Below are 17929 nucleotides of genomic sequence, written 5' to 3'. Positions count from 1 at the left end.
CCTCGAGTCCGCTAACGGCGGGTGGACGGAATTTCGCCCCTTCGCCTCGCTAACATTATTACGCGTCCGGAGGCCCTATCGGTGCACGAAATTCCAGATCGCTGGAAATTATCTGCTCCGGCCACCAGACGACGCGGCCAGCTTAGCCGGGTAGGCCGGGGCTGCCCAAAATGCCCGGCGCACCACCGGCCCCACCTGCCCCATTAGAACCAGGTGCTACACCGATCCCGCCGGGGCCGCCGTTGCCGCCGTTGCCGATGAACTGGGCATCACCGCCCGCTCCGCCCGGGCCGCCGCTCGGGCTGGTCGCAGTCCCGACACCGCCGGCGCCGCCGTTACCGGCGTTGCCGATCAGCAGTGCGCCGCTGCCGCCCTGGCCGCCGAAGCCGCCACCGGCCCCGCCGTTTCCGCCGTCGCCGGCGATGCCGAACAGGCCGACCAAGCCGCCCGCCCCGCCGCTGCCGCCGAAGTTGACGCCCGCGCCGCCGTCGCCACCATGTCCGGCGAAGCCGAAGAACAGCGCCGAGCGGCCACCGTCGCCGCCGTTGTTGCCCAGAGCTGTGCCGTCACCGCCGTGCCCGCCGTGGCCGCCATTTCCGAATGCGTATCCCGCCCCACCACCGGCTCCGCCGGCCCCGCCGACGCTGCCGTTTCCACCGGCGCCGCCGATACCGCCATTGCCGAACAATGCCCCGCCAGAGCCGCCGTCGCCGCCCTGACCGCCGGAGGTGGCGTTCCCGCCACCGGCGCCGCCGGCGCCGCCATTGCCGAAGAACTGCGCGTCGCCACCCAGTCCGCCGACTCCGCCGGCGTTAGTCGGGCCGCCAACCCCGCCGGCACCACCGGCGCCGCCGTTTCCGTAGAACAGGCCGCCCATGCCGCCGTTTCCGCCGATGCCGCCGTTGAGGCCGACGGCATTGACGCCACCGTTGCCCCCGGCTCCGCCCGTCCCGAGCAGCCAGGCGTTGCCACCGGCCCCGCCGGCCGCGGCACCGCCGCCGTTGCCGCCGGCCCCGCCGTTACCAATCAGGCCGGCGGCTCCGCCGTTGCCACCGGCCGCTCCGGTGTTCGTGCTGTTCCCGCCGCGGCCGCCGTTGCCATACAGGAGTCCGCCGGCACCGCCGGCCTGGCCGACGCCGCCGACGGTTCCGCCATCGGCGCCGTCACCGATCAGTGGCCGCCCCAGCAACTGCTGAGTGGGCGCATTGATGACCCCGAGCAACTCCTGCAGAGGTGACGCGGCTGCCGCCTCGGCGTTGGCGTAAGCGGCGCCGCTGCCGGACAGCGCCTGGACGAATTGGTCGTGGAACGCTGACATCTGAGTGCCGATGTTCTGGTAGCCCTGGGCGTGCGATCCCCAGAACGCCGCTATGGCGGCCGAGACCTGATCCGCCGCGGCCGCCGGCACGCCTGCCGTTTGCAGAGCCGCCACGACGTTGGCCTCGCTGATGGTGGATCCGACGCCTGCCAGGCTGTTCGCAGCGGCTGCGACTGCCTCTGGCCCCACGGCGAACCACGACATGCGGCACCTTTCGACGAAGCGGCAGGAGCGGATCGTACCGCGATGTCAGTGCGGAAACACCCTTTTCCACCCCCGTGACGGAAGGGTGGCGGCGATCATCGTCGCGCCGCGACCTCGACCCGGTGCAAGTCGTCGCCAAGCTCGATCCGTCCGCCGAATTCAGCGGCGGCCAGAGCCCGCCACTGCTCCTCCTGTCCCGGCGCGATCGCGGGTACGTAGTGCGTCATGATCAAGGTGGCCACGCCCGCCCGGCTGGCCGTCGCAGCCGCCTCCTGCACCGACGAGTGGTAGTCGCAGACGTCCTTGACCCGCTGCTGCGGAACGTGGGTCAAGATGTCCTTGCGGATCACTGTGTGAACCAAAGCGTCTGCGCCAGAGGCTAATTCGTCCAGGCTGGCGCACGGCACCGTGTCGCCGGCCAGCACCGCCGACGCGCCGTCGAACTCGATCCGGAACCCGATGGTCGGCGCTACCGGCCGATGATCAGTGGGGGCCACCCGGATCGTCACGCCGTCGCGGTCCCACACGAGCCCGTCGGTGTGCTCATGCACCTCGATCGGAGGCGGTGAGTTCAGGTCGGCATGGTGGGCGATCCGATATCCGATGTCGTGGCCGAATGCCTTGAGCGTGGCCTGCACCACCTCGGCGGTCCCGGGCGGCCCGATGATCTGCAGCGGCGGCGGATCCGGGGCGAAGTTGGTGACCCAGCTGGTGATGAGCACGTCGCCGAGTTCGGCGATGTGGTCGCTGTGCAGGTGGGTGAGCAGCAGGGCCGACAGGCCGGCGGCGCCCACTCCCACCGCCGCCGCACGCTGCAGCACCCCGCGGCCGCAATCCACCAGGAACACCTGGCCGCCGGCGCGTACCAGCGTTGCCGGTCCGGCGCGATTGGGATCGGGAATGGGGCTTCCGGTTCCGAGCAGGGTGACCTCGATCATGGGGCCATCCTTGCAAGCCCACCCGACGCGTTTCACCGCAATCGCCTGATTCGGGCATCCACGGCGTCAGATGCGTCCTTTCCCGCCGGGCGAGTTAGTCGTAGCCTGTGTGAATCAGATCACCACCGACGGGAGGCATTGATGCGGATCGCGGACGTCTTGCGGAACAAGGGTGCGGCGGTGACGACGATCAACCCAGATGCGACGGTCCGGGAACTGCTCGCCGGCCTTGCCGAACAGAACATCGGCGCCATGGTGGTGATGGGCGACGAGGGTGTGGTCGGGATCGTGTCGGAACGCGACGTCGTGCGCCAATTGCACGTCCACGGTGCCAGCGTGTTGTCTCGCCCCGTTTCCAAGATCATGACCAGCGCCGTCGCCACCTGCACCAAGGCGGACACGGTCGACAGCATCAGTGTGCTGATGACGGAGAACCGGGTGCGTCACGTACCGGTGCTCGACGGCCGCAAGCTGATCGGCATCGTCAGCATCGGTGATGTGGTCAAGACGCGGATGGGTGAGCTCGAGGCAGAGCAGCAGCAGCTGCAGTCCTACATCACCCAAGGCTGAGTCCCCCGGACCCGCCCACCTCGCCGAACGTGAACTGACGGCGAAAAAACGCCGAACTCCCGCCGTGGCTTCACACTGGGCGAGGAGCCTTGAGGCTCAGCGCCAGGAATACTGCGTGCGCAGCCGGGCGGCCACCACCTCGAAGGTTTCGCGTTCCAGGATCGCGCCCTCGCGGCGGATGCCTTCCTCGGGTACGTCGAGCACCCGGTCCAGCCGCACCCAGCTCGGCCTGCCCTCGTAGTCCCAGTCACCTGAACCGATGGCGACCCAGTCCCGGTCGTCGGAGTGCCGTTCCTGGCTGGACAGCATGAGCCCGAGCAGGACACTGCGGTCCCGGCCCACCACCAGGACCGGACGGTCCTTGCCGCGGGTCGGGTCGTCCTCGTAGACCACCCAGGTCCACACGATCTCACCGGGATCGGCCCGACCGTCGAGGTCGGGTGAATAGATCACTTTGCGGGCCCGCTGCGCAGTGGGAAAACTCGTCTTGGTCACCGGCCGGCCGGCCGTGATCTCGGGGGGCGGCGCCGGCAGACCCATCGCCATGATGTTCGCGGTGACCTTCACCGCCTGCTGGATGGTCTTCAGCGTCTCCTGCGTGTTCTGCAGACGCTGCACTACCTTGGGAGCCTCGTTGACCAAGTTCTCCGCGAACCGCTGGAACGACTTCCACTGTGACTTGCCGGACGACTTCTTACCCGGTGCCATGCTCGCAGCATAACCGTGTGATTGTGCCCCGGCTGCCGTGCACCGATACGCTGGGCATACTCGTTGACCGCTCGACCAGGAGATTTCCCATCGCCAGTTTCGCCGACAAGACCTTCACCCCGCCGGCGCAGATTCGGAACTTCTGCATCATCGCTCACATCGACCACGGCAAGTCGACGCTGGCCGACCGGATGCTGCAGTTGACCGGGGTGGTCGACGAGCGCTCGATGCGCGCCCAATACCTGGACCGGATGGACATCGAGCGCGAACGCGGCATCACCATCAAGGCGCAGAACGTCCGGCTGCCCTGGAAAGTGGATGAAACCGAGTACGTCCTGCACCTGATCGATACACCGGGCCACGTCGACTTCACCTACGAGGTGTCCCGCGCCCTGGAGGCCTGCGAGGGGGCGGTGCTGCTGGTCGACGCCGCCCAGGGCATCGAGGCGCAGACCTTGGCCAACCTGTATCTGGCGCTGGATCGCGACCTGCACATCATCCCCGTGCTCAATAAGATCGACCTGCCGGCCGCAGACCCGGACCGGTACGCCGGTGAGATCGCGCACATCATCGGCTGCGAGCCCGGCGACGTGCTGCGGGTGTCCGGCAAGACCGGCGAGGGCGTCGCCGACCTGCTCGACCATGTGGTGCGTGAGGTGCCGCCCCCGCAGGGCGATGCCGCCGCGCCCACCCGCGCCATGATCTTCGATTCCGTCTACGACATCTACCGCGGCGTGGTCACCTATGTCCGTGTGGTCGACGGCAAAATCGTCCCGCGCGAACGCATCGCGATGATGTCCACCGGCGCCACCCACGAACTGCTCGAGGTCGGCATCGTGTCGCCCGAACCTAAGCCGAGCGAGGGCCTCGGGGTCGGTGAGGTGGGTTATCTGATCACCGGCGTGAAGGACGTCCGCCAGTCCAAGGTGGGTGACACGGTGACGACGGCCCGGCACGGCGCCAAGGAAGCGCTGACCGGATACCGCGAACCCAAACCCATGGTTTATTCGGGGCTGTATCCCGTCGACGGCTCGGACTACCCGAACCTGCGTGACGCCCTGGACAAGCTGCAACTCAACGACGCGGCCCTGACCTACGAGCCGGAAACCTCGGTGGCACTCGGCTTCGGGTTCCGTTGCGGCTTCCTGGGCCTGCTACACATGGAGATCACCCGCGAACGTCTCGAGCGCGAATTCGACCTTGACCTGATCTCGACTTCGCCTAACGTCGTCTACCGCGTCGAGAAAGAAGACAACACCGAGATCGTGGTGACCAACCCGTCGGACTGGCCCGAGGGCAAGATCCGCACCGTCTACGAACCCGTGGTGAAGACCACCATCATCGCGCCCAGCGAATTCATCGGCACCATCATGGAATTGAGCCAGTCGCGCCGCGGCGAGCTCGGTGGCATGGACTACCTGTCGCCCGAGCGCGTGGAGTTGCGCTACACAATGCCGTTGGGAGAAATCATCTTCGACTTCTTCGACTCGCTGAAGTCACGCACCCGCGGTTATGCCAGCCTCGACTACGAGGAGGCCGGCGAACAGGAAGCGCAGCTGGTCAAGGTCGACATCCTGCTGCAGGGCGAGGCGGTCGATGCCTTCAGTGCGATCGTGCACAAGGATTCGGCTTTCGCCTACGGCAACAAGATGACCACTAAGCTCAAGGAGCTGATTCCGCGACAACAGTTCGAAGTGCCGGTGCAGGCCGCAATCGGCTCCAAAATCATTGCGCGCGAGAATATCCGGGCTATCCGCAAGGACGTGTTGTCCAAGTGCTACGGCGGTGACATCACCCGCAAGCGCAAACTGCTGGAAAAGCAGAAGGAAGGCAAGAAGCGGATGAAGACCATCGGGCGGGTCGACGTGCCGCAGGAAGCGTTCGTTGCCGCCTTGTCCACCGAAGCCCCGGGGGACAAGGGCAAGAAATAGCAATGGTTTTCGCCGGCCCTGCGCGCATCGTCGCCTTGTTGAGCGTGGCCGTGCTGGGAACCGGATGTGCCGGCACCGTCGACGGCACAGCAACACGCACGTCGCAGCGCTCGGGTGCGACGGTGATGCCGCTGGCTCGAATCCTGCCCGGCGACGAAGACATTCGCACCGCGGTCGGCAACGAGATGGGTCAGAGTCCGTCGCCCAGAACGGGTGGAATCGACTTGCTGCCAGACGGATTCCGCAGCAACCATGAGGCGTCGCCAATCGACTGTGTCGGCCCGGCTTACCCGGGGCTGCGCGTCGTCTACGAAAAGGGACCGGCCCGCGAGGTTGCGGTGCAGGACTACTGGAATTACGACCTCGACGTCGTGGCGTCGAGCGCGACGGCAGCGGCGGTGCGACTGGCCTCGGCGGCCGACGCGCAACGGCTGTTCACGTCGTTCGTTGAGCAGTGGCAGAACTGCGCGGGCACCACGGTCACCATGACGACCCTGGACTCCAGCAAGACGCAGTGGTACTCGAAAGTCACCGACGTCGCGGTGCACGGGTCGATCCTGGCGGCCACCATCGAGAGCTGGGACACTCACCAAACCCCGCCTTACCCGGTCGAGCGGGCGGTGGGTGTGGAATCCGACGTCATCGCCGATGTCAACGTCTCGCTGCGGCCACACATCGAAACCGGCAGCAGGGCAATCGATCTCGTCAAGGCGATGTTGCGCAGACTCACCGCCGTCAACTGACGCGACGTCACACGGGCGCGTTGGCCGGCTGGAACGTGCCTGAACCGTCGGCTTCCTCTTCGGCCCTGATCACATGCACCACCGCGTTGATCAACGCCAGGTGGGTAAACGCCTGCGGGAAGTTGCCCAGGTGCCGGCCGGTCCGCGGCTCGATCTCCTCGGCATACAGGTGCAAGGGGCTGGCGTACGCCAGCAGCCGCTCGCACAGCCGCTTGGCCCGGGCCACCTCACCGATCTCGACCAGCGCCGACACCAGCCAGAACGAGCAGATGGTGAACGTGCCTTCCTCCCCGGACAGCCCGTCGTCGGTCTCGTGCACCCGGTAGCGCAGCACCAGGCCTTCCTCGGTGAGTTCGTCGGCGATCGCCAGCACGGTCGCGCGCACCCGCGGGTCATCCGGCGGAAGGAACCGGGTCAGCACCACCAGCAGCAGCGACGCATCGAGCGCGTCGCTGCCGTAGCGCTGGGTGAACACACCGCGGGAGTCCACTCCGTGCTCGAGGATGTCGGCTTTGATCTCGTCGGCGATCTCCCGCCACTGCTGGGCATAACTCAGTTCGCCCTGCTTGTCGGCCAGCTTCGCCCCGCGGTCCAGCGCCACCCAGCACATCACCTTCGACGAGGTGAAGTGCTGCGGCTCGCCGCGCACCTCCCAGATTCCGCGGTCGGGCTCCCGCCAGTGCTTGATCGCCTCTTCCACCTGCTTTTTCAGCACCGGCCACAGCGTCTCGGGGACCTGCTCGCGGGATTTGGCGTGCAGGTAGAACGAGTCGAGTACCGAGCCCCAGATGTCGTGCTGCACCTGGTCGTAGGCGCCGTTGCCGATGCGGACCGGGCGCGCGTGGTCGTAGCCGGAGAGGTGGTTGAGTTCTTCTTCGACCAGGCTGCGCTCGCCCCCGACGCCGTACATCACCTGCAACGGGTGGCGCTCGTTGCTGTTGGCGCCGGACACGTCGGCGATGAACGCGAAGAAGTCGTCGGCCTCGCGGTCCAGGCCCAGCGTGTACAAACCCCACAGGGCGAAGGTCGAGTCGCGGATCCAGGAGTAGCGGTAGTCCCAGTTGCGTTCGCCTTGTGGTGTCTCGGGCAGCGACGTGGTGGCGGCGGCCAGCAGGGCGCCCGTCGGGGAGTACGTCAGGCCCTTCAGGGTCAGGGCGCTGCGCTGCAGGTAGGCGCGCCACGGGTGGTCCGGGAAGTTGCCGATGTTGATCCACTGCCGCCAGCACTCGGTGGTCTGCCACATCTTGTCGGCGGCCTCTTGGTAGGTCTGTGGCGGCGGATGCTTGGTCCAGCTCAGGGCGACGAACACGTCGTCGCCCTCTTTCATCCGGGTGCGGGCGCGCGCCTCGCGGCCCTCCAGCCCGATGCGCAGGTTCGTGGTGAGACGCAGCGTCGGGTGCGCGTCCGGTTGCTTGGTGGCCCGGGCGATGGCCTCGCCATATGCGTTGGACGAGTACTCCCAGGTGGCGCCCAGGCGGTGGTAGTCGAAGGCCGGTTCGCAGCTCATCATCAGTTCGACGGTGCCGCTGACGCAGCGCACTGTCCTCAGCAAAATGTGTTCGGCGTCCCAGTCCATCGGGGTGCGGCGGTGAGTCCGGGAACGCCGTTCGATGTCATGCCAGGGCCCCATCACCAGCGCGTCGCGCACGATCAGCCAGCCGGTGTGGGTCTGCCAGGTGGTCTCCATGATCAGGCTGCCGGGTAGATACCGCCGCGCCGAGGGTACCGAGACGCCGTAGGGGCCGAGCCGGAAGTGGCCGGCGCTGCGGTCGAGGATCGCGCCGAACACGCTGGGGGAGTCCGGCCGCGGCACACACAGCCACTCCACCGAACCGGCCGGCGAGATCAGGCAGGTCGTCTCCCAGTCCGACAAGAAGGCGTAGTCGGCGATCGGCGGGAACGGGTTGCGCGACGACGACGTGGACGGGTACGGCAGGGATGACTCGATTTCGACCGGCATCGACGGGTCGAACGCCTGAAGCTCAGTGGAGGTGGAGATCTTCTGGGTCTCCTCGACCAGCGTGACCATCTCGTCGTCAGCTGTATCGGCGGCATCGGGGTGCAAAGCCATCCCGACATCATCGACCGTGGACCCGCTTCGCGTCCACCACTGCAACCGAGGTGTTACGTGGGCGCGAAGCACCGCGAGCCGGGACTAGGGTGGTCACGGTGAACGGCTTCCTGAGTTGGTGGGACGGAGTAGAGCTGTGGCTCTCCGGTCTGCCGTTCGTGCTGCAGGCGCTGGCGGTGATGCCGGTGGTGCTTGCTCTGGCGTATCTAGCGGCGACGGTGCTGGACGGGTTGCTCGGCCGGGGCATCCAGTTGCTGCGGCGCGCCCGGCACTCCGATGAGACATCGGGGTGACGGCGATGCCCCGTTCGCACGTCACGCTCGTCCTGGTCGCGCTCGTCGCGTTGGTCCTCGTCACGTGGCTGGTCACACACTGATTCGCCCGCCGAATTGCCAGTCGCGCGAACTCTGTTAGGCTTCGCGACATGCAAGCCGCAGCCACCGTTGTGGAGCGCCGCGTCTCGGCGTTCGGCTGCGCTTTTTTCGCCGTGGCGGGTTGCGCCGCGGTCGACGCTCGCTGTTGTCGCTGACTCCTGAACCCGTGTGCGGTCTGGTGTGGAGTTCGTGATCTCCGTCGTTCCTGACTAATCGCCTTTCCGCAGCACGGGACCGCAATCCCCAGTCCCGTATCGAGAGGCATTCAATGTCGAAGAGGTTCTCCGGCAACCGATCGCGCTGGCGACAGTGCGTGGCTTCGGCGCTGATCACCAGCGTGGCTGCCGCGTGTAGCGGTGGCCCCAGCGATGTGGTCGGCGGCGGGGGTCTGGCAGGCGCCAAATCGAGCATCACGCTGGTCGCCTATTCGGTCGCCGAACCTGGCTGGAGCAAGGTGATTCCCGCGTTCAACGCCTCCGAAGAGGGCAAGGGCGTGCAGGTCATCACCTCCTTCGGCGCATCCGGAGACCAGTCACGCGGTGTCGCGGAGGGCAAGCCCGCCGACCTGGTGAACTTCTCGGTCGAGCCGGACATCACCCGGCTGGTCAAGGGCGGCAAGGTCGCCAAGGACTGGGATACCGGCGCCACCAAGGGCATTCCCTTCGGCTCGGTGGTAACGCTGGTGGTGCGCAAGGGAAATCCGAAGAACATCCGTGACTGGGACGACCTGCTGCGCCCCGGCGTGGATGTGGTGACCCCCAGCCCCCTGAGTTCGGGCTCGGCCAAATGGAATTTATTGGCCCCGTACGCCGTCAAGAGTGAAGGCGGCCGCAATGGCCAGGCCGGTATCGAGTTTGTCAGTCGATTGGTGCGGGAACACGTCAAAGTGCGTCCGGGCTCGGGACGTGAGGCGACGGACGTTTTCGTCCAGGGCAGTGGAGATGTTCTGATCAGCTACGAGAATGAGGCCATCGCCGCCGAGCGGGCGGGCAAGCCGGTCGAACACGTCACGCCGCCACAGACATTCAAGATCGAGAACCCGATGGCCGTCCTAAGCACCAGCACTCATCTCGCCGCGGCCGTTGCATTCAACAACTTCCAGTACACCGCGGCGGCGCAGACTTTATGGGCCAAAGCCGGCTTCCGGCCGGTCGATCCGTCCGTCGCGGTGTCGTTCCGCGATCAGTTCCCGGTGCCGCTGAAATTGTGGACGATCACCGACCTGGGCGGGTGGGGCACCGTCGACCCGCAACTGTTCGACAAGAACTCGGGCAGCATCACCAGGATCTATACGCAGGCCACCGGATGACCGTGACGACAACCCCGAATCCCGAGGCGATCCGGCCTGAACTCGAGGCCGACGCCGAGGCGCCCGCCGGAGGGCGCGCGGGCAGTACCTCACTGCGGGTCGGCGTGGCGACCATCTGGCTGTCGGTGATCGTGCTGCTGCCGCTGGCCGCCATCGTCTGGCAGGCCGTCGGAGGCGGTTGGGACGCCTTCCGCCTGGCGGTCACGTCGCATGCGGCGCTGGAGTCGTTGCGCGTGACGCTGACGATTTCGGCCGGGGTGACGCTGCTCAACACCGTGTTCGGTCTGCTGATCGCGTGGGTGCTGGTGCGCGACAACTTCTTTGGCAAGCGCATCGTCGACGCGGTGATCGACCTGCCCTTCGCCTTGCCGACGATCGTCGCCAGCTTGGTGATGCTGGCGCTATACGGCAACCACAGCCCCGTCGGTCTGCACCTGCAGCACACCGAGTGGGGCGTGGGGGTCGCGCTGGCCTTCGTCACGCTGCCGTTCGTGGTGCGCGCCGTCCAGCCCGTGCTGCTGGAGATCGATAAGGAATCCGAGGAGGCCGCCGCATCCCTGGGTGCCAGTGGCCCCAAGATCTTCACCTCCGTCGTGCTGCCGTCCCTGTTGCCGGCGCTGTTGTCCGGTGCGGGCCTGGCTTTTTCGCGTGCCATCGGCGAGTTCGGGTCGGTGGTGCTGATCGGCGGTGCGGTCCCGGGCAAGACCGAAGTGTCCTCGCAATGGATCCGGACCCTGATCGAAAACGACGACCGTACCGGAGCGGCCGCGATTTCCATTGTGCTGCTGTCGATCTCGTTCATCGTGCTGCTGGTTCTGCGGATCGTCGGCGCCCGGGCGGCCAAGCGTGAGGAGATGTCGGAATGACCTCGTCGCGCACTGTCCGCTACCTACTTCGCTACACCGCGTTGGCGTACATCTTTGTGCTGCTGCTGGTTCCGGTAGTGCTGATCCTGTGGCGCACCTTCGCGCCCGGGCTGCACCAGTTCTACGACTGGGTCAGCACGCCGGCGGCCGTGTCGGCGCTGAACCTGTCCCTGCTCGTCGTGGCGATCGTGGTGCCGCTCAACGTGGTCTTCGGCATCCCGACGGCATTGGTGCTCGCCCGCAACCGCTTCCGCGGCAAAGGTGTGCTGCAGGCGGTCATCGACCTGCCGTTCGCGGTGTCGCCGGTCATCGTCGGCGTGGCGCTGATCGTCCTGTGGGGCAGTGCCGGTGCGCTGGGCTTCGTCGAGCGCGACCTCGGTTTCAAGATCATCTTCGGCCTGCCGGGGATCGTGCTGGCCAGTATCTTCGTCACCCTGCCTTTTGTGGTGCGCGAAGTCGAACCGGTGCTGCACGAACTCGGAACCGACCAGGAACAGGCGGCCGCGACGCTGGGTTCGGGCTGGTGGCAGACGTTCTGGCGGATCACGCTGCCGTCCATCCGGTGGGGCTTGACGTACGGCATCGTGCTGACCGTCGCGCGCACGCTCGGCGAATACGGCGCGGTGATCATGGTGTCGTCCAACCTTCCGGGACAGTCGCAGACGCTGACGCTGCTGGTGTCGGACCGCTATAACCGGGGGGCTGAGTACGGCGCGTACGCGTTGTCGACACTGTTGATGGGGGTTGCCGTGCTGGTACTGATCGTTCAAGTGGTGCTCGATGCCCGTCGGGCACGAGCAAGCAAATAGGCCGGACAAGGAGAATGCGAACATGACCGCGACCGACCAGGGCAAGAACGCGATCGTCGTGCGGGACGCCTACAAACACTACGGCGACTTCGTCGCCCTGGACCATGTGGACTTCGTGGTGCCCACCGGGTCGCTGACCGCGCTGCTGGGTCCCAGCGGCTCGGGCAAGTCGACGCTGTTGCGCACCATCGCCGGCCTCGACCAGCCCGACTCGGGGACCGTCACCATCAATGGCCGCGACGTGACCCGGGTTCCGCCGCAACGCCGGGGCATCGGGTTCGTCTTCCAGCACTACGCGGCGTTCAAGCACCTTACCGTGCGCAACAACGTGGCCTTCGGGCTGAAGATCCGCAAGCGGCCCAAGGCCGAGGTCAACGAGAAGGTCGACCACCTGCTGGAGGTGGTGGGGCTCAGCGGTTTTCAGAACCGCTATCCCAACCAACTGTCCGGCGGGCAACGTCAGCGCATGGCGCTCGCGCGGGCGCTGGCGGTGGACCCGGAGGTGCTGCTGCTCGACGAGCCGTTCGGCGCCCTGGACGCCAAGGTGCGCGAGGACCTGCGGTCGTGGTTGCGGCGTTTGCACGACGAGGTGCACGTCACCACCGTGCTGGTCACCCATGACCAGGCCGAGGCGTTGGACGTGGCCGACCGGATCGCCGTGCTCAACAAGGGCCGCATCGAGCAGATCGGATCACCGACCGACGTGTACGACGCACCGGAAAACGCCTTCGTCATGTCCTTCCTGGGCGCGGTGTCGGCTCTGAACGGCGCACTGGTCCGACCGCACGACATCCGCGTCGGACGCAATCCCGAAATGGCGGTGGCCGGCGGTGACGGCACGGCCGAGTCGATCGGTGTGGTCCGTGCGACGGTCGACCGGGTGGTGACGCTCGGCTTCGAGGTGCGGGTCGAGTTGACCAGCGCCGCCTCCGGGGGCCCGTTCACCGCTCAGATCACTCGCGGCGACGCCGAGGCGCTGGCCTTGAAGGAGGGCGACGTGGTGTATGTGCGGGCCACCCGGGTGCCGCCGATCGCCAACGAGGTCTACGAAGAAACGACGCTCACCTCGGCGTGATCAAGGCAGGTGCGCCAGCATCCACATCGCGACCACGACGAACAACAAGGCGAAGACGATCACCGCGACGATGGCGGTCAGCACCAACGGTGTGAGCATCCGCTTGGGGCGTGGCTGCTGCGCCGACACACCCGAGGTCTGCGCTGAGTCAGGAGGCGTCGAGCCGGGTGGGACACCCCCGCCGGGCTCGAGGCCCGGCACTTGAGCCGGGTTGGGATCTGGTGGCATAGCGGTCATGCATGCGCGGATACCCGGTCGCGCTCGCGTCACACCGGACGCGCTTCGCCGAGCCTGAATTTTCGCAGGGGTGCACTCCTTGGATTCAGGCTTTCGCTGCAGATTTTCACAGTGGGCGACGTCAGGCGGCGACGCGCTCGGCCAAGGCCTGATCGAAGCGGTCCAGCACGGTCTCGGCGACCAGGGGATGTGCGCCCAGCGGGGCGGCCATGGCCAGGCCGGCGTCGACGGCGAAGCGCTGCACCCGGTCCGGTATCCGACCCGGCGCCAGGAACCACGGCGCGATGACCACCCGCGCTGCGCCCTGGTGGCGCAGCAGCTGCACCGACTCGGCCAACGAAGGCTCCCGGTGCGTGGCGAACGCGGTTCCCACTGCGGCCCAACGACTTCCGGCAGCAAGTCGGGGTGCGACCTCCGCCGTACGGCTATTGGCCGCCGGGTTCGACGACCCGATGGCCACCACCAGCACGCCCAGGGAGTCGTCGAGAGGGGAGATCCCCAACTCGATGACCCGCTGGCGGGTCACCGAGATCAGACGGTCGTCCTCGCCGAGGACGCCGGCCTGCCGGATCCGGTCGCTGGCAACACAACTGGCGATCTGGCCCGGGATGTCGACACGGGCGTGGTAGGCGTCGGCCAGCAGCAGGGGAGTGACGACGGCTTCACCGGGGCAACCATTCAGCACCTCGACCAGCCCCGGCGAATTGTGCTCGCAGAAGGCGACGCGCACATCCAGGCCTGGACGCAGCCAAGCGACCTGGCGCGCGACGGCCCGGGCATTGGCCGCCGACCGCACATCCGAGCTGCCGTGCGCCGCTAGAACAAGCGCGGTCACGACGCGTGCAGACCGCACTCGGTCTTGGACAATCCCTGCCAGCGTCCGCTGCGCGGGTCGGCGCCCTCGACCGGCTTGGCCGTGCACGGGGCGCAGCCGATGGACGGATACCCTTCGTAGACAAGGGGATTGACCAACACGTCGTGCTCGTCGATGTAGTTCTGCATGTCCTGGTCCGACCAGGCCGCCAGCGGATTGATCTTCACCAGCTTGAACGCCTCGTCGAAACTGATCAGCGGGGCGTTGGCTCGGGTCGGCGCTTCCACCCGCCGGATGCCGGTCACCCATGCCGAATAGCCGCGCAACGCTTTGCCCAGCGGAGCGACCTTGCGCAACCTGCAGCACTCGCCGGGGTCACGGGCGAACAGGTCCTTGCCCAGCAGCTTGTCCTGCTCGGCGACCGTGTGCTCGGGGTTGACGTTGACGACGCGGATGTCGTAGACGGATTCGACCGCGTCGCGGGTGCCGATGGTCTCCACGAAGTGATATCCGGTGTCCAGGAACATCACCGGCACACCCGGTCGTACCTTGGCCGCCATGTCGACCAGCACCGCGTCCTGCATGTTGGAGGCCACCACGTAGTTGCACGTCGCCCAACCGCGCGGTCCGTTGATGTTGCCGAAGTTCTCTTCGGTCCACTGCAGCAGCTCGACGGCGTCGGCTCCGGCGAGCTCCGCCGCGCCGCGCGCCGCCAGCTCGCGCAGCTCGTCTTCGGTCAGTTTGGGCGCCTGGCTCATCGCAAATCGTCCTCCTCGGCTCGGACGGCCCACTGCGCGAAGCGCTCGCCTTCCTGGCGGTGCTTGAGGAAGTTGCGGGTCACCCGCTCGATGTAGTCGCCCAGCTCGTCGCTGGTGACCTTGTGCTGACGAAGTTTTCGCCCGAATCCGCTGTCCAGGCCCAAGCCTCCGCCCAGGTGCACCTGGAACCCCTCGACGGAGCCGCCTTCGCCGTCGTCGACCATCTGGCCTTTGAACCCGATGTCGGCGACCTGGATTCGGGCGCACGAGTTGGGGCAGCCATTGATATTGACGGTGATCGGCACGTCCAGGCCGGAGTTGACGTCTTCCAGGCGGCTCTCCAGCTCGGGCACCAAAGACTGCGCGCGCACCCGGGTTTCGGCGAACGACAACTTGCAGTACTCAATTCCGCTGCAGGCCATCAGGTTTCGACGCCACTGCGATGGCCGCACTTGCAGACCCAGGCCTTCCAGCCCGGCCACCGTCTCGTCGACCTTGTCGTCGGGGACGTCGAGCAGGACCAGCTTCTGATACGGGGTGAAGCGGATCCGGTCTGAGCCGGCCCGCTCGGCAAGCTCGGCGACCGCGCTCAGGATGGTGCCGGACACCCGCCCGGCGATCGGGGAGGCCCCGATGGCATTGAGTCCGTTCTTGGTGCGCTGCACGCCGACGTGGTCGATGGGATGGGCGAGCGGGGCGGGCGCCGGGCCGTCGATCAACGGGCGCTTGAGGTATTCCTGTTCGAGAACTTCACGGAATTTTTCTATACCCCAGTCCTTGACCAGGAACTTCAGCCGCGCCTTGGCCCGCAGTCGCCGGTAGCCGTAGTCGCGGAAGATGGAGGTCACCGCCTCCCACACTTCGGGTACCTCCTGCAGCGGAACCCAGACGCCAAGCCGCTGGGCCAGCATCGGGTTGGTCGACAGGCCTCCGCCGACCCACAGATCCAGGCCCGGCCCGTGCTCGGGGTGGTTGACGCCGATGAAGGCAATGTCGTTGATCTCGTGCGCGACATCCTGCAGCCCCGAGATGGCGGTCTTGTATTTGCGTGGTAGATCGGCGTATTCGGGCTTGCCGATGTAGCGGCGCACGATTTCGTCGACGGCCCAGGTCGGGTCGATCACCTCGTCGAGCGACTCGCCGGCCAGCGGTGAGCCCAGCACCACGCGGGGGCAGTCGCCGCAGGCCTCGGTGGTCTGCAAGCCGACCTCGTCCAGCCGCTGCCAAATCTCCGGGACGTCCTCCACCCTGATCCAGTGGTACTGAATGTTCTGCCGATCGGAGATGTCGGCCGTGTCGCGGGCGAACTCGGTCGAGATCTGGCCCAGCGTGCGCAATGCGGCCGCCGAGATCGCCCCGCCGTCGCAGCGCACCCGCATCATGAAGTACTTGGCCTCGAGCAGATCCGCATTGTCGTCGCCGGTGAATGAGCCGTCGTAGCCCTGTTCGCGCTGGGTGTAGAGGCCCCACCACCGAAAGCGCCCACGCAGGTCGCTCTTGTCGATGCTGTCGAATCCGCCCTTGGCGTAGACGTTCTCGATGCGTTCGCGCACCTCCAGCGGCGCGCCCGCCTTCTTCATCTCCTCGTTGGGGTTCAGCGGCTCGCGATTGCCCAACGCCCACTGGCCCTCATTGCGGGGCGCCTTTGCGGGGCGAGCTGTGGTCATGGGGCAGTTCTCCTTCGGAACATGCCGGCTGGAACGCGCGCAGCTCACCGTTGATTGCGGCGGCGCAGATCCGGCAGCCAGCAGGTGGTACGGGTGGGCTGGGTCTACGACATCAAGGCAGACAGCAACAGCTGCAAACGCGCTTGAGGTCGATATGCCGTCGCACCACCAGCGCAACGCGCGGGTTCGAGTTGGCGACGGTCACGGGTGCCATTCTGCCATGGATCCAGACCAGCCGTGCTACCAGGTCAAATTTCTCCTCACAGTGATTAAAACTACGGGCCGAACCTGGGTGGTTCGGTAAACGAAACCGGGAACAGCCTGGGAAAACGATGCTGCCGGGGCCGTCGTGCCAAGATTTGGCATGGCTCCCGTCGAGGCGCCGGTGAAACTGCCGGCCATCCAGCCCACCCCCGGACGACCGTTCGGCCTCTACGTCCACGTGCCGTTCTGCATCACCCGGTGCGGTTACTGCGACTTCAACACCTACACCCCGGCGGAGCTGGGCGGGGTAAACCCGGACGCCTGGCTGGTGGCGTTGCGCGTCGAGCTGGAGCGGGCCGCCGCGCGGCTCGGCGGCCCGGTGGTAGACACGGTCTTCGTCGGCGGCGGCACTCCCTCATTGCTGGGCGGCGCTCGCCTGACGACGTTGCTGGACATGGTGCGCGACCACTTCACGGTGGCGCCCACGGCCGAGATCACCACCGAGGCCAACCCCGAATCGACATGGCCGGAGTTCTTCGAGGAGATCCGCGAGGCGGGATACAACCGGGTGTCGCTGGGCATGCAGTCGGTGGTGCCCCGGTTGCTGGGTGTGCTGGACCGGGTGCACACGCCCAACCGGTCGGCCGCGGCGGCGCGCGAGGCGCTGGCGCTAGGTTTCGAGCACGTCAGCCTGGACCTGATCTACGGCACCCCTGGCGAGTCCGACGACGACCTGCTGCGCTCGGTGGATACGGCGATCGAGACCGGCGTCGACCACCTGTCGGCCTACGCGCTGGTGGTCGAGGAAGGCACGGCGATGGCCAGACGGGTGCGCAGCGGCGAGCTCGAACCGCCGGACGACGACGTGCTGGCGCACCGCTACGAGTTGATCGACGAACGACTTTCGGCCGCCGGGCTGGGCTGGTACGAGGTATCCAACTGGGCCCGGCACGGCGGGGAGTGCCGGCACAATCTCGGCTACTGGAACGGCGGTCAGTGGTGGGGCGCCGGACCGGGCGCGCATAGCTACGTGGGCAGTACGCGTTGGTGGAATGTCAAGCACCCGAACACTTATGGGTCCAAACTCGCCGAGGGTGGGCTACCGGTGGCCGGCTTCGAGGAGCTGGGCTCCGACGCGCTGCACACCGAGGAGGTGATGCTGCAGATCCGACTGCGCCAGGGCCTGCCGCTGGCCCGGCTCACTGCCGCCGAACGTGACCGCGCCGAGGAGGTGGTCGCCGACGGGTTGCTGGAGTCTGACGGCGACCACCTGGTCCTCAGCGACCGCGGGCGGCTGCTGGCCGACGCGGTCGTGCGCGCCTTGCTGGGCTGA

The 17929-nt window shown here is 67.0% G+C and carries 16 protein-coding genes and 2 pseudogenes; 9 read left to right on the top strand and 9 right to left on the bottom strand.

Annotated features, from left to right (window positions below):
* Positions 1–145: 145 nt before the first annotated feature.
* A pseudogene (locus AWC08_RS26230) lies at positions 146–1522 on the bottom strand (PE family protein); the annotation flags it as partial.
* A 95-nt stretch (positions 1523–1617) separates the two neighbouring features.
* Positions 1618–2460, bottom strand: a complete 843-nt coding sequence (locus AWC08_RS26225; protein WP_069434934.1) for a ribonuclease Z — start codon at positions 2458–2460, stop codon at positions 1618–1620.
* A gap of 141 nt (positions 2461–2601) precedes the next feature.
* Between AWC08_RS26225 and AWC08_RS26220 the strand changes: the two genes are divergently transcribed.
* Positions 2602–3030, top strand: a complete 429-nt coding sequence (locus AWC08_RS26220; protein ID WP_065133101.1) for a CBS domain-containing protein — start codon at positions 2602–2604, stop codon at positions 3028–3030.
* Positions 3031–3126: 96 nt separating this feature from the next.
* Here AWC08_RS26220 and AWC08_RS26215 read toward each other — a convergent pair whose 3' ends face one another.
* Entirely contained in the window at positions 3127–3738 is a 612-nt protein-coding gene (locus AWC08_RS26215; protein ID WP_069434935.1) for a type II toxin-antitoxin system PemK/MazF family toxin, read from the bottom strand.
* Between AWC08_RS26215 and lepA the strand changes: the two genes are divergently transcribed.
* Positions 3732–5669: a translation elongation factor 4 gene (gene lepA / locus AWC08_RS26210; RefSeq protein ID WP_372513476.1), complete on the top strand. Its 1938-nt coding sequence runs from the start codon at positions 3732–3734 to the stop codon at positions 5667–5669. The genes AWC08_RS26215 and lepA overlap by 7 nt on opposite strands.
* A 2-nt stretch (positions 5670–5671) precedes the next feature.
* On the top strand, positions 5672–6412 hold the full coding sequence (locus AWC08_RS26205) for a sensor domain-containing protein (RefSeq protein ID WP_232008075.1): 741 nt from the start codon (positions 5672–5674) through the stop codon (positions 6410–6412).
* A 7-nt stretch (positions 6413–6419) separates the two neighbouring features.
* Here AWC08_RS26205 and AWC08_RS26200 read toward each other — a convergent pair.
* Positions 6420–8324 (bottom strand): annotated as a pseudogene (locus tag AWC08_RS26200) (glycoside hydrolase family 15 protein); the annotation flags it as partial.
* A gap of 248 nt (positions 8325–8572) precedes the next feature.
* On the opposite strand from AWC08_RS26200, the gene AWC08_RS26195 reads away from it, so the two are divergent.
* From AWC08_RS26195 to AWC08_RS26175, 5 genes are all read left to right on the top strand, one after another.
* On the top strand, positions 8573–8776 hold the full coding sequence (locus AWC08_RS26195) for a hypothetical protein (RefSeq protein ID WP_142283821.1): 204 nt from the start codon (positions 8573–8575) through the stop codon (positions 8774–8776).
* Between the two features lie 349 nt (positions 8777–9125).
* Complete coding sequence (locus AWC08_RS26190; protein WP_069434938.1) at positions 9126–10166, top strand: sulfate ABC transporter substrate-binding protein; 1041 nt, start codon at positions 9126–9128, stop codon at positions 10164–10166.
* Positions 10163–11032 carry a sulfate ABC transporter permease subunit CysT gene (gene cysT, locus AWC08_RS26185; protein ID WP_065132637.1) on the top strand — a complete coding sequence of 290 codons (870 nt, stop codon included), beginning with the start codon at positions 10163–10165 and terminating at the stop codon, positions 11030–11032. The genes AWC08_RS26190 and cysT overlap by 4 nt, the downstream gene beginning before the upstream one ends.
* On the top strand, positions 11029–11841 hold the full coding sequence (gene cysW, locus AWC08_RS26180) for a sulfate ABC transporter permease subunit CysW (protein ID WP_065132636.1): 813 nt from the start codon (positions 11029–11031) through the stop codon (positions 11839–11841). Before cysT ends, cysW begins: the two co-directional genes overlap by 4 nt.
* Positions 11842–11863: 22 nt before the next feature.
* On the top strand, positions 11864–12916 hold the full coding sequence (locus AWC08_RS26175) for a sulfate/molybdate ABC transporter ATP-binding protein (RefSeq protein ID WP_065132635.1): 1053 nt from the start codon (positions 11864–11866) through the stop codon (positions 12914–12916).
* Here AWC08_RS26175 and AWC08_RS26170 read toward each other — a convergent pair whose 3' ends face one another.
* The 5 genes from AWC08_RS26170 to AWC08_RS39745 all read right to left on the bottom strand — a co-directional run bounded on the left by AWC08_RS26170 (position 12917) and on the right by AWC08_RS39745 (position 16606).
* Positions 12917–13153 carry a DUF6480 family protein gene (locus tag AWC08_RS26170; protein ID WP_083271344.1) on the bottom strand — a complete coding sequence of 79 codons (237 nt, stop codon included), beginning with the start codon at positions 13151–13153 and terminating at the stop codon, positions 12917–12919.
* A gap of 121 nt (positions 13154–13274) precedes the next feature.
* The gene (locus AWC08_RS26165) at positions 13275–13988 is read right to left on the bottom strand and encodes a sirohydrochlorin chelatase (protein WP_069434939.1); all 714 of its coding nucleotides are present in this window, start codon (positions 13986–13988) and stop codon (positions 13275–13277) included.
* Positions 13985–14725 carry a phosphoadenylyl-sulfate reductase gene (locus tag AWC08_RS26160; protein WP_065132633.1) on the bottom strand — a complete coding sequence of 247 codons (741 nt, stop codon included), beginning with the start codon at positions 14723–14725 and terminating at the stop codon, positions 13985–13987. The genes AWC08_RS26165 and AWC08_RS26160 overlap by 4 nt, the downstream gene beginning before the upstream one ends.
* Entirely contained in the window at positions 14722–16392 is a 1671-nt protein-coding gene (locus tag AWC08_RS26155; protein WP_069434940.1) for a nitrite/sulfite reductase, read from the bottom strand. The genes AWC08_RS26160 and AWC08_RS26155 overlap by 4 nt, the downstream gene beginning before the upstream one ends.
* A gap of 112 nt (positions 16393–16504) precedes the next feature.
* Positions 16505–16606, bottom strand: a complete 102-nt coding sequence (locus AWC08_RS39745) for an Ms4527A family Cys-rich leader peptide (protein WP_353806648.1) — start codon at positions 16604–16606, stop codon at positions 16505–16507.
* A 150-nt stretch (positions 16607–16756) separates the two neighbouring features.
* Here AWC08_RS39745 and hemW point away from each other — a divergent pair, with 150 nt between their 5' ends.
* Positions 16757–17929, top strand: coding sequence for a radical SAM family heme chaperone HemW (gene hemW, locus AWC08_RS26145; protein ID WP_085088417.1), 1173 nt, complete (start codon positions 16757–16759; stop codon positions 17927–17929).

Source organism: Mycobacterium gordonae, assembly GCF_002101675.1.
Taxonomy (GTDB): Bacteria; Actinomycetota; Actinomycetes; order Mycobacteriales; family Mycobacteriaceae; genus Mycobacterium; species Mycobacterium gordonae.
This window is presented reverse-complemented; position numbering and strand designations above follow the sequence as displayed.

Bases quoted from the DNA above. Each gene is read 5' to 3' on its own strand.
- AWC08_RS26215 (WP_069434935.1), bottom strand. From the start codon at position 3,738: ATGGCACCGGGTAAGAAGTCGTCCGGCAAGTCACAGTGGAAGTCGTTC.
- AWC08_RS26175 (WP_065132635.1), top strand. From the start codon at position 11,864: ATGACCGCGACCGACCAGGGCAAGAACGCGATCGTCGTGCGGGACGCC.
- AWC08_RS39745 (WP_353806648.1), bottom strand. From the start codon at position 16,606: ATGGCACCCGTGACCGTCGCCAACTCGAACCCGCGCGTTGCGCTGGTG.
- AWC08_RS26190 (WP_069434938.1), top strand. From the start codon at position 9,126: ATGTCGAAGAGGTTCTCCGGCAACCGATCGCGCTGGCGACAGTGCGTG.
- AWC08_RS26170 (WP_083271344.1), bottom strand. From the start codon at position 13,153: ATGACCGCTATGCCACCAGATCCCAACCCGGCTCAAGTGCCGGGCCTC.
- AWC08_RS26205 (WP_232008075.1), top strand. From the start codon at position 5,672: ATGGTTTTCGCCGGCCCTGCGCGCATCGTCGCCTTGTTGAGCGTGGCC.
- AWC08_RS26160 (WP_065132633.1), bottom strand. From the start codon at position 14,725: ATGAGCCAGGCGCCCAAACTGACCGAAGACGAGCTGCGCGAGCTGGCG.
- AWC08_RS26155 (WP_069434940.1), bottom strand. From the start codon at position 16,392: ATGACCACAGCTCGCCCCGCAAAGGCGCCCCGCAATGAGGGCCAGTGG.
- hemW (WP_085088417.1), top strand. From the start codon at position 16,757: ATGGCTCCCGTCGAGGCGCCGGTGAAACTGCCGGCCATCCAGCCCACC.
- cysW (WP_065132636.1), top strand. From the start codon at position 11,029: ATGACCTCGTCGCGCACTGTCCGCTACCTACTTCGCTACACCGCGTTG.
- cysT (WP_065132637.1), top strand. From the start codon at position 10,163: ATGACCGTGACGACAACCCCGAATCCCGAGGCGATCCGGCCTGAACTC.
- AWC08_RS26220 (WP_065133101.1), top strand. From the start codon at position 2,602: ATGCGGATCGCGGACGTCTTGCGGAACAAGGGTGCGGCGGTGACGACG.
- AWC08_RS26225 (WP_069434934.1), bottom strand. From the start codon at position 2,460: ATGATCGAGGTCACCCTGCTCGGAACCGGAAGCCCCATTCCCGATCCC.